The organism is Enterococcus sp. LJL120 (assembly GCF_054871765.1).
Genome location: NZ_JBTXLV010000001.1, coordinates 552,952 through 569,726, shown reverse-complemented (window position 1 = coordinate 569,726; position 16,775 = coordinate 552,952). Strand labels below are relative to the sequence as shown.

Genomic DNA, 16,775 nt, shown 5'->3' with positions numbered 1-16,775 from the left:
TCACTCCCTATGCTTTAAATTGTTTGGGTTTAACCACCCATTGATTGTATGTTTCTAACGTTTTTGGATAAATCAATTGCTCATTTTCTAATAAATGAGCCAACGTGTGTTTAGTTTCAAAGGCAACCGCCGCATCTAAATCGACTTCAGCCAATTTGCGGGCCTCCTCTACGCCGGGAAAATCTCGGCCGGGTTCAATATAATCGGCGACGTAAAGAATTTTATCTAACAAAGTCATTTGAGCAGCCCCCGTTGTATGCAGACGAATTGCTTTGAGCACCGCTTGGTCAGTAATTTTTAATTCCCGTTCCACAAAATCGGCTCCGATTAACCCGTGCCAAATGGCGTTGCCGTATTTCAATAAATTTAAATCGTAGCCGTCACGATAAATCACCAGCTCAAATTCTTCGTCAGGACGTTCTTTGGCATAATCATGGGTCAATCCCGCCAAAGCCGCCTGCTCAATGTCTCCGCCAAATCTTTTGGCCAGCTCAATCGCTGTTTTTTCAACGCCGAGGACATGCAAAAATCTTTTTTCACTCATCGCCATTTGAACCCGCTGCATAATCATTTCCCGGTCAAAACTCGTGAACTCATTTGTCATCTAGATACAGTCCTTCCTGATGGATATAGTCCAAGACTTTATCCGGCACCAAGTATTTTAAAGAGCAGCCTTGAGCAATCTTTTGGCGAACTTTAGTCGAGCTGAGGCTAATCTGCGGCACATCCACCCAAATAATCGGATAAGGACTAGTTTCATCATAGCCGGGGCGTTTAACGCCGACAAAATTCACCAGCTCCATCAATTCTTCGATACGATGCCATTTTGGTAAGTAGGCCACCATATCGCCGCCGATGATAAAATAAAAATCCGTCTGCGGCTCCCGCTCTTTTAATAATTTCATTGTATCATAGGTATAGCTCTTCCCTTTACGAATCAACTCAATCATTTCAATATCCAGATAATCATTATCTTCAAGCGCCAGCTGCAGCATTTTTAAACGATGGGCAGCTGAGATGGCTTCCTTGTGATCGACATGGGGTGACTCGTAGCTAGGCATTAATGATACTTTGTCTAAGCCTAATGAGCGGCCGACTTGATCAGCCATCACCAAATGAGCTAGGTGAACGGGATTAAAGCTGCCCCCCAATAGCCCGACTTGCTTTCTTTTTTTCACTTCAAGAGCTTCTTCTAAAACAACTTTTGTCTGCATTTGTTTACTGGTTAAAGCCACCGTAAACGCCTCCTAGATTGCTTTGACTTCTTGAGAAAGTTTTTGATATTTCTCTTTAGAGGATGGTTTGAATAAAACAATTACTCGACCAATAATCTGAACAACCTCACAATGAATCGTTTCTTGAATAACCTTTGCGACCTCATCAGCCACTTCGTCGGTATTTTGCAGGAGACTGATTTTAATCAACTCTCTTTTTTCTAATGCCTCATCAATTTGTTTGATGACCGCTGTGTTCAGACCGCCTTTACCGATTTGAAAAATCGGCTGTAAATGGTGGGCCTGACTTCGTAAAAATCGTTTTTGCTTGCCTCTTAATTCCATTTTCTCTTCTCTTTTCTAGACTAAGCCTTTGCGCACAATCACATCAACACCCTTGGGCGCCCAACCGGCAATAACTGCCGGCTTGGTAATGGTAATCCAGCCTAAGCCGGCAAAGACGATATCTGTTTTTTCTTTAATTGAAAATTCAAAGCGGACCAATTCTGGAAATTCCGCGACTTCATCTGGTCTTGGTGGTTGCAGAAGACCTCCGACATGTTTTTGATAAAAATTATCAGCATTACTTAATTTTGTCCGATGAATTTCAATATCATTCGCCACATAAGCCACAAAAGAACTGCGCTCACCTTTGATAAAATCAAAACGGGCCAAGCCGCCTAAAAATAAAGTTTGCTCTGGATTCAGCTGATAAACTTTCGGCTTGATTTCCTTATGGGGCGCGATAATTTTTAAATCCTTATCGCCAAGATAATGGGCCATCTGATGGCGATGGATAATTCCCGGTGTATCAATCAAGAAATGACCGTCATCCAAAGGAATTTCAATCTTATCTAATGTTGTGCCGGGAAATCTTGAAGTAGTAATTAAATCCTGCACACCTGCAGTTTGCTTGATAATTTGATTAATCAAGGTTGACTTGCCGACATTGGTCACCCCGACAATATAAACATCCCGATGATCGCGATATTTTTCAATCAACTCTAATAGCTGCGTCATTTCCTGGGGTTTTCGTGCGCTCGTTAACAAAACATCCAGCGGTCTTAAACCCGCTTCATGCGCTCGTTTCCGCATCCATTGCGTCATTTTGCCCCGCTTTAAAGATTTCGGCAAGATATCAACCTTATTGCCCACCATAATCAATGGGTTATCCCCTACAAAACGATGCAAACCAGGAATTAAGGAGCCATCGAAATCAAAAATATCAACCACGTTAACAATCAAGGCATCTTTTTGACCAATTTCATTTAATAAACGTAAGAAATCATCATCTGTTAAATGGACATCTTGAATCTCATTATAGTGGCGTAAACGGAAACAGCGCTGACAATAAACTTCGCCGTTTTCCAAGCCTTTTTCCAAAGCATTTTTTGGTGTGTAGCCCAACTCCTGAGGCTCGTCAGTCTGAATGACTACGCCGCAGCCGATACAGTGAATCGTTTCTTCATTCATTTTCAAAAAGGCCCTCCTGCCATAACATCTCGGGATGTTTTTTTGCCAAATGTTTCATAATATGCCCTTCAAAAAAGCGATTGATTTGTGTCTTCCAGCTATCCGTATCAACAATCGGTTTGACTAAAACATTAGGAATACCCGCTCCATTAGCCGCACGAATATCAGTCATAATCTGATCACCGACCATTAAAATTTCATTATTTTTTAGCCCTAATTTTGCTTGGGCTTTTTTTAAGCCGCGGCTCAGTGGCTTTAAAGCCCGCGCCTCAAAAGTTAGATTAAAAGGCGCAATCGCCTTTTCAACCCGCTCATGATTATTATTGGAAACCACCACCACTGGAATTCCAGCTTTAGCCATCTCTTCTAGCCACAGGCGCAATTCTTCAGTGCCTTCTGGGTTATTCCAAGCAATTAATGTATTATCCAAATCCGTGAGAACTGCCTTAATCCCCATCGCCTTTAATTGTTCCGGTGTAATTTGATAGATGGCTTCCACCATCCAAGTTGGTTTATATTTTGAAAACATATTTTCTCCTCAAATAAAAAATAGGAGCAGCAAGACTCCACGACGTTTTATTATAGCTTAAATACTGAAAAAAAGCTATGAAGGCCGCCTTTTTTATCAACGACTTTAAAGGGATTTTAAGGCTTTGAATTGTTTATCACTCTTTCCGTTTAAGATAATGAAAATCATTGAACTTATTTCTTTGATTGAATAAAAAAATAAATGCTCTTATAAAAAACAGTACCATCGCTATTACCATAAAAAAGAGCCAATCAGCGTGTGGTGCGCCGATTGACTCCTATTGAGAATAGTCTTATTTCGTCGAGCCTTTTTTATCAATACCATAAGGCAGGACAATTGTTTTTTCTTCAACATCTTCTTTGTTCATCATTTTAGTTAGTAGACGCATTGCCACCGCACCGATATCATACAACGGTTGGGTAATCGAAGTGAGGCGCGGACGCACAATATCCGTCAACAATGAATTGTTGCTAGTGATAATTTCAAAGTCTTCTGGAACTTTTACGCCAGCATCTAGCATCCCATCTAAAACACCGACTGCTAATTCATCATCGGTTACATAGGCTGCTGTTGCACCGCTGTTGCGGATTCTTTCGGCTAAGTTTAAGCCTTCTTTGAAATTATAATTCGCTTCAAAAATTAAGCCTTCGCTGTAATCTAATTTATTTTCCTTCAAGGCTTCTTTATACCCATTCAAACGGTTTTTACCATTAATAGGGTCAATCAACGCACCACTAACAAAAGCGATTTTCTTGTGACCATTGGCAGCCAATAAACTAACAGCATCTTTCGTTGCTGAGGTGTAATCAATGTTGACACTCCCCACCTGTTCATCAGGATCAATTGAGCCTGCTAAAACAACTGGTGTTTTCGACCGGGAAAATTCGCCACGGATTTCATCGGTAATCCGATGGCCCATGAAAATCACACCGTCGACTTGTTTCGCCAATAAGTTGTTTAACACACTGACTTCTTTTTGATCGTTACTGTCAGAGTTCGCTAAGATGATATTGTATTTATACATTGTCGCCACATCATCAATTCCACGGGCAAGTGATGCAAAAAAAGTATTGCTGACGTCGGGAATAATTACTCCCACTGTCGTTGTCTTCTTGCTGGCCAAGCCACGAGCTACTGCGTTTGGACGATAGTCTAAACGATCGATAACCTCCAAAACTTTTTTCCGTGTTGCTGGTTTAACATTGGGATTGCCATTGACAACCCGTGAAACAGTCGCCATTGAAACATTGGCTTCCCGCGCCACATCATAAATCGTAATTGTTTGTTTATCCATAATTTTATGCCCCTTATATTTTTTCAGAAAATCCTATTTACATTTCTAGACAAGAATAGCAAACTTCCCCCGAAATTGCAACCGTTTTACTTTCACTTTCATGAAAATTATTTTTTCTTTTCTATTTTACCCGCTTTTTTTACAGCCCTTCAAAAAACGTGCTACAATCAGGCTACAATAAGAAGTTTTTTATGGAGGTCTTTTTATGGATAGCGAAAAAATGAAAGAATTACAAAATTGGTTAATTGACAATCAAACCGCTGTGGCCTATATCAGCGATCCCCAACATATCGCCTATTTCGCCGGTTATGAGAGCGAACCCCACGAACGAATTTTGGCGCTTTTTGTCAGCGCTGAAGCGGAGCCTTTTTTATTTACTCCGGCTCTTGAAGTTGAAGACGCCAAAAACAGCGGCTTTGGCTTTGATGTGATTGGCTATTTAGACAGCCAAGACCCTTGGGAAATCATTGCAAAAGAATTGAAACAGCGCTATGGCAGCATTGAAAGTTTCGCAATCGAGAAAAATCAATTGCCAGTGGAACGCTTTGAAGCATTAGCACAAGCTTTTCCAAGAGCAACGTTTTCTGCTAATCTAACACCTTTGATTCAAAAAATGCAATTGTTCAAAACGCCTAACGAAATCCAGCGCTTGTTGGAAGCAGGCCATTGGGCAGATGTTGCATTTGAAGTTGGCTTCAAAGCTATTCATGAAGGCGTCACTGAACAAGAATTAGTCGCAGAAATTGAATATCAGTTGAAACGAAACGGCGTTCAGCAAATGTCTTTTGACACGTTAGTATTGACGGGCAAAAATGCAGCCAGCCCCCATGGTAATCCTGGAAAGTCTGCCGTAGCTGCTGGTGACTTAGTTTTGTTTGATCTTGGTGTCGTTTGGAATGGCTATTGCAGTGATGCCACTCGAACTGTTGCTTTTCACGAGCCAAATGACTTTCAAAAAGAAATTTACAACATTGTTTTAGAAGCACAATTGGCGGCTCAAGCTGCGGTTAAGCCGGGCATTTCTGCAGCTGAACTGGACGCCGTCGCCCGCAACGTCATCAGCAGCTATGGTTACGGTGAATATTTCAATCACCGCTTAGGTCACGGGATTGGCACAACTGTTCATGAATATCCTAGCATTGTTGCCGGCAATGATTTAATTTTAGAAGAAGGCATGTGTTTTTCGATTGAACCAGGTATTTATATACCTGAAAAAGTTGGTGTTCGAATTGAAGACTGTGTGGCAGTCACAAAAGATGGTTGCATTCCTTTTACGACTACCCCAAAAGAAATAACAATTATTCGTTAGAGATTTCGTTATATTTTTCATTTCAAACTAAAACGCCTATATTTTTTAGGCGTTTTTTCTTTGTTTTCAGCTGAAATATTTTGCCCGACTTACTTTAAAACTCGATAATCCTCTTTTTTTAATCATTATAAAATAACATTTTCTTTTTTTACGAAAAATATTCAATAAAATTTCAAAACTTTATGTTGGACTTCTTTTTATATAATAAATTATAATAAATTATATATTAAGTTTTAAACAGAAAGAAAAAGAGGTATTTTTATGAAGTTAATGGCTGAGTTTTTAGGATTAAAAGAAAAAATTAATTCCAAAAAGGCCAAAATTGCTGTTGTCGGCCTTGGATATGTCGGCCTGCCCTATGCCCTACACTACAGCGAACAAGGCTTTTCAGTATTGGGAATTGATATCGCCAAAGAAAAAATTAGAAAATTACAAAAGGGTCAAAGTTATATTGATAATATCTCAAATCAGCAAATTGAGACATTTAATTTACATAATCAGTTGTCTACTGACTTTCAGAAAATCGACCGGATGGATGTCATTTTAATTAATGTGCCGACACCCATCGATAATTTTAATCAACCAGATATGTCATTTGTCCAAGCGGCTTGTCAGCAAGTTGTTGCACGGGCTCAAGTCGGTCAGCTGATTATTTTGCAAAGCACTTCTTATCCCACCACTACGAAGCAATACTTAGTTGAGCCGTTAGAAAAAGCTGGCTGGAAAATCGGCAAAGATATTTTTGTAGCTTTTTCTCCCGAAAGAGTTGATCCAGGAAATAGAAAATACGCTGTTAACAATACACCAAAATTAATTGGTGGCTATACTCCTAAGTGCACTCAACTTGCAAAGAATTTTTTTGGTAAGATGGCGGTACCAGTTAGCAGCATGGAAGTAGCTGAACTAGCAAAACTCTACGAAAATACTTTTCGCTACGTTAATATCAGCTTTGCCGACGAGTTGGCAAAAATATGTGATACCTTGGACATTAATGTCTTCGAAGTGATTGAAGCAGCCGACACCAAACCCTTTGGCTTTATGAAGTTCACCCCTTCTGTAAAAGTTGGTGGTCATTGTATCGGTGTGGATCCCCATTATTTAAAATGGTTTATGGAAGGGCAAAAGTATCAAACACCAATCATCGACGCAGCGGTAGCTGTTGATGAATCGATGAATGATTTTACTGTCAGTCAGGTAATCAAATTGTTATCTCAAGAACATATTGCTAGTTTCTCAGCAAATGTTGCAATCCTAGGGGTAACATACAAAAAAAATAGCAGCGATTTAAGGGAATCTGCAGCTCCAAAATTGGTTAAAGAATTACGGGATTACGGTGCGAATGTTTCTTTATATGACCCTTATGTCAACTCCATGGAAATTGATGGCCAGCCAGAAAAAGTCGCAAATATTGATTACCAAGAGCTGTACCAAAAGGATTTAATTTTGATTTTAACCGATCACGATCAAGTGGATTATCAAAAACTTATCGACCACAACCTGTTAATATTTGATACAAAAGGCGTGACCAAAAATCACCATTTACCACAGCTCTATGGGAGTTAAGCTATGAAACTCTTGACTTTACCAAAGAAGGTTGTGACCGTTCTCTGGATTTGCTTGATTTTTTTACTTATCTTGCTTTTACGCAGATGGGTGCATCATGAATATCCTTTATGGTGGATTTTTTTATCCGTAAATTTTGCCTACCTGTGTTTTAAGCTACTTTTTTCTTTATTTACCAATCGGCGCATAAAAAATGCTGACAGCAACTGGCTGGTTGAACAACAACCGACTGTTGCTGTTATCGTCCCTTATTTCAATGAAGATTTTGAGACACTACTGACAGTTTTAAAATGTATTGCTCAGCAAACTTATCCTGTCCACGAAATTGTTTTTGTGGATGATGGTAGCGATGACTTAACTGTTTATAATCAATTGCAGCGGCAAGTGCCCCGCTGGTGGAAAAAATATCCAGACATTTCATTGAGAATTTTGCGGCAACCAGAAAACTTGGGCAAAAAAGCGGCTCAGATTTTGGCCTTTAAAGAATTAACAAGTGAATTTGTCTTACTCTTAGATTCTGATGGGGAAATTTCTGACAATGCCGTCGCTGACATGCTGTTACCCTTTGAAGATGCCAAAACCGGTGCTGTTGTTGGTAAAATTCAGCCCCGTAATTTTGCGTATAATTTTCTCACTAGGATGCAGGATATTGTTTACAGCAATGCTTTTCAACTTGGCAGGCGTGCCCAAAGTTATTTTGGCACCGTTATTGTTTGTTCCGGTGCTCTAAGTATGTATCGTCTAGAGATAGTATTAAAAAATCTCGAATTGTTCAGTCGTGAAAGATTTTTAGGCATCCGCTGTGTGACTGGCGATGATCGGCTATTGACCTTAATCACCATGAAGGAGGGGCTTAAAACCCTCTATCGGGAATCTGCCGTTTGCCGGACTGACGTTCCCACTAGAGTTTCTAAATACCTGCGACAACAGATTCGTTGGCAGAAATCGGGACTATTGTTCACCTTGTTTAGCTTTAAGACGCTTTACAAAAGAATTCTGGCTTTAGTTTTTCAAGTTTTGGAACAATATTTATGGTTAATTAACTTGCTTATTTTTCTCTATCTATACTTTTTTGAAAATTTCCGTTTTACGCCCCTAATGATTTTTGTGGCAATTATTTACACTGTGTTGGTTTATTATTTGACCTGTATCTATTACTCCCGCAAAAATCTGCTCTGGTATCTGCTGGGTTTTGTTTTGAATTTTGTTTACGGATTTTTGCTGATGTTTATTCGCGTCTACGCTTTATGTACAATTGGTATTTCAAAATGGTATACCAGATAACTTTTTTAAAAGCAAAACAGAGGTCCCTTCAACTTGTCTGAGGGGACCTCTGTTTATTAGCTTCAATTTATTTTTTTTCCTTCACAGTCTCTTTCACATCTTTGGCTGTATCTTTGGCTTCAGCCTTGACTTTATCGACAGTTGCTTTTAAATCTTTAGCGGTATCCTCAGCGGCGGCTTTGGTATCATCGGCTGTTTCTTTAGCAGCCGTTTTGACATCTTTAGCGGTGTCGCTTAATTCATCTTTGGCAATCTCGGCCATGACTGCAGCATCTTCTGCATTGTCCTTCACGTTTTCTTTCACATCAGCGGCTGCTTCACTGACAGTTGCCTTCGCTTCTTCAACTGCTTCTTTAGCCGTATCACTAACAGTTCCAAAGGTATCCTGTACATCGATAATAATATCTTCGGTGGTATTGCCGGCTAAATCACCGAAATCGCTGGTTAGCTCTTCCATGTCAGCGGCTGTCTTTTTGAAGCGGTCGGATAAATCACTGGTCCGCTGTTTTAAATTGTCTAAGACATCACTGCCATTATCTTGTGCGTTTTGGAAAGAATCGCTCGTTTTGCTGATGACAGAATCGGCAAAATCACTAGCTTGCTTCGTCACTGTTGCCGCTTTTTCTTTTGCATACTCGGTGTAATCCCCTGCTTGATCAGCGAAATCCTCAAACTGATCGGCTAGGTCTTCCCGTAATTCTTTACCTGATTTTGGTGCTAACAATAAGGCTGCAACCGCCGCTGCTGTTCCCCCGATAATTGCACCTAATAAAAAGCCTCCACCTTTATTTGCCATTGTAACTGCCTCCTAAAATTTTATTTTTGCTAAGCTCTTAATCAGTTGTGTATTCTTGATATTCCTGAACGATATCATCCATCTCAGCCTCTGAATCCTTTTGCAAATCCTCAGCTGTCTCACTAGTTCCCTTACCCTTGCGATTTTTATAAAAACGATAGGCAGCACCGCCCATTTTACCAGCCATTCCGGCAGCATTTGAATTGCGGCCGACTAAAGTAAAGCGACGTACCAGATTGCGGCTGGCACTATTCAAATCAGACACACTTTCACTTAAATCAGCAATCGCTTGGAATAATGGATCAACCGTTGCGACTTTGCCATTAACGTCTTCTAATAAGTCATTTGACTTAACGAGCAGGCCTTCCACCTGGCGGCTTAATAAATCCACGTCGTTTGTAACAACGGCGATTGTTTTATTTACCTCCGCTACGGTATTATCAATTTTTTCGACTGCCTGAGCAGCTTTATTCAGTACCTTTACTAAAAAAAGTACCAAGATTAAAAAGGCGATGGCTGCAATCAACGCAGCGATTCCTCCAAGTGTCATCAAAAAATCCTCCCCTGTTAAAATTATTTTCATCTGTTAAAGCGCTATTAGATTTATTATAGCAGTTTCCAGCAAAATGCTAAAGTAATATAGAAAAGAGACTCTGAAATTAGTTTTAACAGACAGTTTCCTGAATCTATTGACTAATGTCAGAGTCTCTTTAAATTTACTATTTTTTCTCTTTGGTTTCTTGCTGTAATTCAGTGCCTAACTGAATTAAATATTCCCGCAGGTTATCTTTGACTTCTGGATGCTGTAGGCCATATTCAATGCTGGTTTTCATAAAGCCGAATTTATCACCGACATCAAAGCGTTTGCCTTTAAATTCTCTAGCAAAGACCCGTTGCGTTTTGTTCAAGGTATCAATGGCATCGGTTAACTGAATTTCTCCGCCCGCCCCTGGTTTTTGATTTTCCAAAATATTAAAAATTTCTGGCGTTAATAAATACCGACCAATAATAGCTAAGTCACTAGGTGCTTCTTCTGGTTTTGGTTTCTCGACAAAATTTTTCACATTGTACAACCCTTTTTGGACTTCAGTCTCAGGATTGATGATGCCGTATTTAGAGGTGTCTTCGTGGGGCACCCGCATAACAGCAATTGTTGAAGCATGGGTATTGTCATAATCATTGATTAGCTGCTTTGTCAAAGGCACCTTGTCTTCCATGATGTCGTCGCCGAGCATTACCACAAAAGGTTCATTGCCAACAAAGGCTTTCGCTTGTAATACTGCATGGCCTAAGCCTTTTGGATGAGATTGACGGATAAAATGCAAATTAACTTCTGTCGTTTCTTCAACTAATTGCAGCAGTTCTGTTTTGCCTTTTTCCTTTAAGTTCATCTCTAATTCAACATTGGAATCAAAGTGATCTTCAATCGGACGTTTAGCTTTACCCGTGACGATTAAAATATCTTCAATTCCGGATTTTAAGGCTTCTTCGACGATAAATTGAATCGTCGGTTTATCGACGATTGGCAACATTTCTTTAGCCATTGCCTTCGTGGCTGGTAAAAAACGAGTACCTAAACCGGCTGCTGGAATTACTGCTTTTTTGACATTCATAATTTGAGCTCCTTTATCCTCATTTACTAAATTCATTTTCATCTTTCCCATCCCGCAGCATAATATCCCTTGCTGCTTCCTTTACTTCTTTATTTTCATACAACACTTGATAAATGGCTTCTGTGATTGGCATATCAATCTGCAAATTTTCCGCCAATTCACGAGCGGCTTTAGTGGTGGAGACACCTTCGACAATCATCCCCATGTTGTCGAGAATTTCGTCTAATTTTTGACCCTTGCCTAACAGATTGCCGGCCCGCCAGTTTCTTGAATGGACACTGGTACAGGTAACAATTAAATCTCCGACACCGCTTAAACCGATAAAGGTTAAGGGATTAGCCCCCATCGCCACACCTAAGCGGCTAATTTCCGCTAAGCCGCGGGTCATGATGGCCGCCTTGGCATTGTCGCCAAAGCCTAAGCCGTGAATTGCGCCAGCGCCAATGGCAATAATATTTTTTAGAGCCGCTCCCGTTTCGACACCAATCACATCGTTGTTGGTGTAAATTCGAAAATAGCTGTTCATAAAAATTTTCTGAACATATTTGGCACACTCGTCTGATAAGCTGGCAGCAGTAATGGTGGTAATATCCCCGACTGCCACTTCTTCAGCATGGCTTGGCCCAGACAGAACAACAATTTCTTGGCGTTTTTCTGCTGGAATTTCTTCAAATAAAATTTCCGAAATCCGTTTGTGACTGCCTTGTTCCAAACCTTTGCTGGCATGAATGATGACCGGCTGATTTTTAACATGGGCCGTAAATTCTTGAGCAACTGAGCGAATAGCCTTCGTGGGAACCACAAACAAAACCGCATCTGCTCCCTCGATCGCCTCCGCTAATACTTTATACCCTTTAATCGCCTCCGGAATTTTAATATCCGGTAAATAATGGCGGTTGGTGTGATAGGTATTAATTTCATCAATCTGGGCCGGATTATGGCCCCAGATGGAAACTTCATGACCATTTTGCGCCAACACTTGGGCTAACGCTGTGCCCCACGAGCCAGGTCCTAAGACTGCAATTTTTTGTTTCAAGGAACATCCTCCAATTCAACTACTAATAAAATAATTTTAGCATAAGCGATGATACTAGCCTAAAAAAATTAGAAATTTATAGGAAACTTTGGTTCTCTCCTTTGCTGCGGTCGTAATCCTTTAGATTGCCTTTTTTACGGCGCCAAATGATAATTGCAATCGCTCCGACAAATAAGATAACCGACAGCACTTGAGACACCCGAATATTTGCAAACAGATACAAGCTATCCGTCCGCATTCCTTCAACAAAGAAGCGACCAAAACTATACCAAGCAATGTAAGTTAAAAAGACTTCTCCCTGCTTAAAGAAGCCGTGGCGTTTTCTTAATACTAATAATAAAATCACGCCGATTAGACTCCAAGTCGACTCGTATAAAAAAGTCGGCTGCCGGTAAATACCGTCAATATACATATTATCAATAATAAAATTCGGCAGGTGCAGGCTTTCAAGAAAGCTGCGGGTCGTATCGCCACCGTAAGCTTCGTGATTCATAAAATTGCCCCAACGGCCGAACGCTTGGGCCAACAAAACACTTGGTGCGGCAATGTCTAAAAAAGTCCACGTATTGATAAACCGATAGCGGGTAAAAAAGAATACCACAATCCCACCGGCAATCAGCCCACCATAAATGGCAAGACCGCCTGAACGGATATTAAATATTTGAATCGGATCTGCTAAATATTTCGGCAAATCAAATAAAATATAATAAAGCCGCGCTCCGACAATGGCAATCGGTAAGGCCCAGAGCATAAAATCGCCAACATCATCCTTTTGCATTCCCACCCGCAGTGCTTCCCGGCTGCTCATCCACATGGCGATAATGATGCCAGCGACAATGATTAGGGCGTACCAATAGATTTCAATTCCAAATAGATTAAAGGCAACTCGATTGATGGTTGCGACCATGACTTACTCCAACTTTCTTTTATTCTCCAGAATTTTCTTGAATTAATTGTGTGAGGCGATCTTCAAAGGTTTTCGTTGCATCGTAGCCCATTGTTTTGGCTCTGAAATTCATCGCCGCCACTTCAATGATAATCGCCACGTTGCGCCCGGTTTTTACGGGAATTTTAATTTGTGGAATGCTGACCTTGGCAATTTCCTTAGTCGAATCTTCACTGCCGAGACGATCATATTTTTTATCTTTAGACCAAGATTCTAAATAGACCGTCAACTGCACCTGCATTGAGCCCCGCACCGCACTGGCACCAAATAAATTCATAACATCGATAATACCGATACCGCGAATTTCAATTAGGTGTTGTAAAATTTTCGGTGGTTCACCGACAACAGTCAGTTCATCCTGCCGATAGACATCCACCCGATCATCAGCAATTAAGCGATGGCCCCGTTTAATTAATTCTAAAGCTGTTTCACTTTTCCCGATACCGCTATCCCCTTGAATTAGCACGCCTAAACCATAGACTTCAACTAGTACTCCGTGGACGCTAGTTCTTTCAGCTAACAGACTATCTAAATAGCTAGAAGCTTCGCCGACCAATCTTGAAGTCGATAGCGGCGAGCGCAGCACAGCAATATCGTGTTCTACAGCAGCTTGAATCAATTCATCAGAGGCTTCTAATCCGCGGGAAATTAAAAAACACGGCATGTCCTCAGTACACATGCGGCGCATCACCATCAAGCGTTCCTCCGGCATCATGCGCTGGGCAAAGGCAACTTCTTTGTTGCCGAATAATTGAATGCGATCATGGGAATAATAATTAAAATAGCCGGTCAGCTCTAAACCCGGTCTAGAAATATCCCCGATGGTAATGATTCTTTCCAAACTATTTTCTGAGCCGGTGACAATTTCTAGATTTAGCTTTTCCACCAGCTGTCCGACTTTTACAATTTCAGCCATTAAACTTCCTCATTTCCTTAGAGATTCCTTATTATTCTATCATTCCTTGCTGTGAGTTACTAGGAAAAAGCGAAGCAGGCACTAGTCTTTTTACTAGATACAATTTTAATTTATACTGCATTTAATTTTTATGATCCAGTACGTCCTCAACGGAAGGAAAAATTTTTAAAGTAGAAGTATTACGAATTGTTTTTGGAATTTTGTTCTAGTTAAAAGAATCTCACAGTCTCAACTACAAAAATCAAAATAAAAAAAGATAGCCTCATCCCTTAGCAGTCAGCTGAAGTAATTTCATGCCGACCAAGATTTTTGACTATCTGTCTTTATTAAGTATATTTTGTTAAATTGTGTTCGCTGACAATCGCATTGACCAAGCTCATCACAATAGCGACTAGCACTGCCCCCCAGAAGGAGGAAAGTCGGAAGCCGGCACCAACTAACGTTGAGGTTAGCTGAAGCATAAAGGCATTTATGACAAAGCTAAATAGTCCAAAAGTAATCAGTGTCAGTGGCAGTGAAAACAAAGTTAAAATTGGTTTCACTAGCATATTTAAAAGTGATAACACAAAGCTGGCAAGGATGGCCGCCCAGATGCTGCTCACTTGAATCGTGTTAGGCATCAGGACTGTTAAGGCCACAAAGGTCAGCGTGTTCACGACTAGCCGTTGGAAATAACTCATTAGAAGTCACTCCAATCATCATCGTCAACCTTTTCTGCTTCTTTGCGTTCTTTCTTTTGGCTTCCGTAGCTGTTATTGCGATAATATGGATTGTCATGTCCATAATCATCCCGGCGAGAATTCGAGCGACCTGAAGGGATGATTAAAGCCATGATGATGTATAAAAGGATTGGGCTAAACGCCGCACCAAAGGTAATCAATACGAAGATAATCCGTACAATTGTCGCATCAATTCCGAAGTATTCGGCAATGCCTCCTAAGGTTCCTGTTAAAATGACGTTCGTCCGTGATTTTGTCAATTTTCTTTTCAATGATCTCACCTCTATCCCTCTTATTTTACAATGTTTTTATTTTATTTCCAAGCGGGATACTGAGATTACTCAGCATCCTTTAAGAAGATGTTACCGGTTGTAGTAGACAAGTTGATTTTGGCAACTTGGTCAGCAACTCTTCTAAATTGTAACAATTGATTTAATTTTTCTTTCTTTTCCCGTACCACATCGTAATCGCTTAAGCGAGTGTTGATGCTGCCAAGACTAGTTTTTGCTAAGCCTTCAAAACCAACTGCTTCTGGTAAAGCGATTTTAACATTGCCGTTGACTGCGCTGGCATCAATTTTATTTAAGTTGTCATGTTTAGCAGTCACCTTCACGTCACCATTGACTAATGAAACCCCAATGTTAGCCGCTGAACCATTGATAGATGCGGTGCCGTTAACTGTTTCGACAATCAAATCAAGAATTTCGCCGGCACCGATTGTGATATTGCCGTTGACGCCTTCAATTTCCAGCATCGTCGCTTTTAATTCATTGGTTGTGATATTGCCGTTGGTTGATTTTAAATAAATGTCTTTAACATCCAAGTCGCTGACTAAGACATTACCGTTTAATAAACGGAGTTGAACATGGTCATACGTCCGGCTTGGCAAGTAGAAGGTTAAGTCCGCCCGTACCCGTTTGTTCGGGATTTGGAAGGAAATATGATCGTCATCGACTTCAATTTGGCTCCGTTCCATCAACGCTTGTAAAGGCGTTTCGGCATCCATTTTGCCATATAAACGGAATTTACCCTCCACTTTGACATAATTTTCAGCCCAAGTTTTGAATTCGATATTGCCATTGGCTACTTTCACATCAATTAAAGTAGCATCATTGGCTTCATATTCAAAGGTGTGCTCAAACTTCGTTGTCGCAACCCCTGGCACTTTAACGTTTAAATCTTTCCATTCAAAGTTGTCATTGACTGATTCTGAAACAGCCTTGAAGGTCTTTTTGAATAGACGACCGATTTGACTGCCGGCTTCAGACATATTTTTGCCAACTTGAGTGAAGGTTTCCGTTGCTTGTTCTTTGAAATCATCAGGAATTTCATTTTTCAAGCTTTGGATTTTTTCATTCACCTTGCCGCTGAAGCTATCCTTGTTGGTGCTCCATTGGTCTTTGCGAATATTTTTCAAAGATTCGTTTAATTGATTTTTTTGGATTTCCAAAGTTTCCAATTGAACTTCCAAGCCTTTGATAGTCGCTTCTAAGCTTTCTCTCGTTGCTAAATCAACTTCGGTTAAAGCATCTAAATCTTCTTTGGTGTTTAATTCCATCAAAGCTTCTTGGGTATCCTTTAACTCGATTTTCAAGCCAGCAATTTCAACATTGACTTCATCCAGCTCTGCCGAAGTTTGATTGGCTTCATCGGCTAGCTCCGCTAAAATCTTTTCTAAATTTTCCCGATCTTCTTGAGCTTTTTCAGCTTGGGCTGCTTCGGCGTCGATTTCTTCCAGTTCTTCTTCTAAAGACTGACCGAAGTCTTCCTCCACCTTAAACTCTGCTGCCTTTTCTTGTGGGCTAATGGCATCGGCTGCTTTTTCAATTTGTTTTTCATCTTTGGCAGTCGCCATACTTTCTAATAAATCTAAACCTTCTTCAGTTGAAAGGATGCCTTTTTTAACTAGTTCTAAAATACGTTCTCTTTCTTTCATGGAAAATTCCTCCTTTTTATTTGCTGAACTGGATTTTCCTTATGAACCTATTATGCCCTCTTAAAAGAAGTTTGTCATAGGACTTAAGCCCGAACTTTGCTTCCGTCGGAGAACTTAGTCGCAATTTTTCTTAAATTTTAGCTCCCT

At 40.4% G+C, this 16,775-nt stretch carries 16 protein-coding genes and 2 pseudogenes; 3 read left to right on the top strand and 15 right to left on the bottom strand.

Features of this window, described 5'->3' with window-relative positions:
- Nucleotides 1–7: 7 nt before the first annotated feature.
- The 6 genes from yqeK to ccpA all read right to left on the bottom strand — a co-directional run bounded on the left by yqeK (nucleotide 8) and on the right by ccpA (nucleotide 4,510).
- Nucleotides 8–604 (bottom strand): bis(5'-nucleosyl)-tetraphosphatase (symmetrical) YqeK, encoded by a 597-nt coding sequence (yqeK, locus tag ACYSNU_RS02850; RefSeq protein ID WP_461735692.1) that lies wholly within the window; start codon nucleotides 602–604, stop codon nucleotides 8–10.
- Nucleotides 594–1,214 carry a nicotinate-nucleotide adenylyltransferase gene (locus tag ACYSNU_RS02845; protein ID WP_265456629.1) on the bottom strand — a complete coding sequence of 207 codons (621 nt, stop codon included), beginning with the start codon at nucleotides 1,212–1,214 and terminating at the stop codon, nucleotides 594–596. Before ACYSNU_RS02845 ends, yqeK begins: the two co-directional genes overlap by 11 nt.
- Before the next feature lie 33 nt (nucleotides 1,215–1,247).
- Nucleotides 1,248–1,559, bottom strand: coding sequence for a ribosome assembly RNA-binding protein YhbY (yhbY, locus tag ACYSNU_RS02840; RefSeq protein ID WP_461735691.1), 312 nt, complete (start codon nucleotides 1,557–1,559; stop codon nucleotides 1,248–1,250).
- A 15-nt stretch (nucleotides 1,560–1,574) separates the two neighbouring features.
- Entirely contained in the window at nucleotides 1,575–2,687 is a 1,113-nt protein-coding gene (gene yqeH, locus ACYSNU_RS02835) for a ribosome biogenesis GTPase YqeH (RefSeq protein WP_461735762.1), read from the bottom strand.
- Nucleotides 2,680–3,216 carry a YqeG family HAD IIIA-type phosphatase gene (locus ACYSNU_RS02830; protein WP_461735690.1) on the bottom strand — a complete coding sequence of 179 codons (537 nt, stop codon included), beginning with the start codon at nucleotides 3,214–3,216 and terminating at the stop codon, nucleotides 2,680–2,682. Before ACYSNU_RS02830 ends, yqeH begins: the two co-directional genes overlap by 8 nt.
- Nucleotides 3,217–3,508: 292 nt before the next feature.
- Complete coding sequence (gene ccpA / locus ACYSNU_RS02825) at nucleotides 3,509–4,510, bottom strand: catabolite control protein A (RefSeq protein ID WP_461735689.1); 1,002 nt, start codon at nucleotides 4,508–4,510, stop codon at nucleotides 3,509–3,511.
- Between the two features lie 205 nt (nucleotides 4,511–4,715).
- Here ccpA and ACYSNU_RS02820 point away from each other — a divergent pair, with 205 nt between their 5' ends.
- The 3 genes from ACYSNU_RS02820 (at nucleotide 4,716) to ACYSNU_RS02810 (ending at nucleotide 8,666) form a co-directional block, all read left to right on the top strand.
- The gene (locus ACYSNU_RS02820) at nucleotides 4,716–5,819 is read left to right on the top strand and encodes an aminopeptidase P family protein (protein WP_461735688.1); all 1,104 of its coding nucleotides are present in this window, start codon (nucleotides 4,716–4,718) and stop codon (nucleotides 5,817–5,819) included.
- A gap of 261 nt (nucleotides 5,820–6,080) precedes the next feature.
- Nucleotides 6,081–7,382: a nucleotide sugar dehydrogenase gene (locus ACYSNU_RS02815; protein WP_461735687.1), complete on the top strand. Its 1,302-nt coding sequence runs from the start codon at nucleotides 6,081–6,083 to the stop codon at nucleotides 7,380–7,382.
- Nucleotides 7,383–7,385: 3 nt separating this feature from the next.
- On the top strand, nucleotides 7,386–8,666 hold the full coding sequence (locus ACYSNU_RS02810; protein ID WP_461735686.1) for a glycosyltransferase: 1,281 nt from the start codon (nucleotides 7,386–7,388) through the stop codon (nucleotides 8,664–8,666).
- 208 nt (nucleotides 8,667–8,874) lie between these two features.
- Here the strand turns inward: ACYSNU_RS02810 and ACYSNU_RS02805 are convergent.
- From ACYSNU_RS02805 to liaX, 9 genes and pseudogenes are all read right to left on the bottom strand, one after another.
- Nucleotides 8,875–9,462, bottom strand: a pseudogene (locus tag ACYSNU_RS02805) (YtxH domain-containing protein); the annotation flags it as partial.
- Nucleotides 9,463–9,583: 121 nt separating this feature from the next.
- Nucleotides 9,584–10,012: pseudogene (locus ACYSNU_RS02800) on the bottom strand (DUF948 domain-containing protein); the annotation flags it as partial.
- 169 nt (nucleotides 10,013–10,181) lie between these two features.
- On the bottom strand, nucleotides 10,182–11,075 hold the full coding sequence (gene galU, locus ACYSNU_RS02795) for a UTP--glucose-1-phosphate uridylyltransferase GalU (protein WP_461735685.1): 894 nt from the start codon (nucleotides 11,073–11,075) through the stop codon (nucleotides 10,182–10,184).
- A 19-nt stretch (nucleotides 11,076–11,094) separates the two neighbouring features.
- On the bottom strand, nucleotides 11,095–12,111 hold the full coding sequence (locus tag ACYSNU_RS02790) for an NAD(P)H-dependent glycerol-3-phosphate dehydrogenase (protein ID WP_461735684.1): 1,017 nt from the start codon (nucleotides 12,109–12,111) through the stop codon (nucleotides 11,095–11,097).
- 76 nt (nucleotides 12,112–12,187) lie between these two features.
- Nucleotides 12,188–13,018 (bottom strand): prolipoprotein diacylglyceryl transferase, encoded by an 831-nt coding sequence (gene lgt / locus ACYSNU_RS02785; RefSeq protein WP_461735683.1) that lies wholly within the window; start codon nucleotides 13,016–13,018, stop codon nucleotides 12,188–12,190.
- Nucleotides 13,019–13,037: 19 nt separating this feature from the next.
- Complete coding sequence (hprK, locus tag ACYSNU_RS02780) at nucleotides 13,038–13,973, bottom strand: HPr(Ser) kinase/phosphatase (RefSeq protein ID WP_265455211.1); 936 nt, start codon at nucleotides 13,971–13,973, stop codon at nucleotides 13,038–13,040.
- 326 nt (nucleotides 13,974–14,299) lie between these two features.
- Nucleotides 14,300–14,653, bottom strand: coding sequence for a phage holin family protein (locus tag ACYSNU_RS02775; protein WP_461735682.1), 354 nt, complete (start codon nucleotides 14,651–14,653; stop codon nucleotides 14,300–14,302).
- Complete coding sequence (locus ACYSNU_RS02770) at nucleotides 14,653–14,964, bottom strand: PspC domain-containing protein (protein WP_461735761.1); 312 nt, start codon at nucleotides 14,962–14,964, stop codon at nucleotides 14,653–14,655. The genes ACYSNU_RS02775 and ACYSNU_RS02770 overlap by 1 nt, the downstream gene beginning before the upstream one ends.
- Before the next feature lie 65 nt (nucleotides 14,965–15,029).
- Nucleotides 15,030–16,628 carry a daptomycin-sensing surface protein LiaX gene (gene liaX, locus ACYSNU_RS02765; protein WP_461735681.1) on the bottom strand — a complete coding sequence of 533 codons (1,599 nt, stop codon included), beginning with the start codon at nucleotides 16,626–16,628 and terminating at the stop codon, nucleotides 15,030–15,032.
- Nucleotides 16,629–16,775 lie beyond the last annotated feature (147 nt).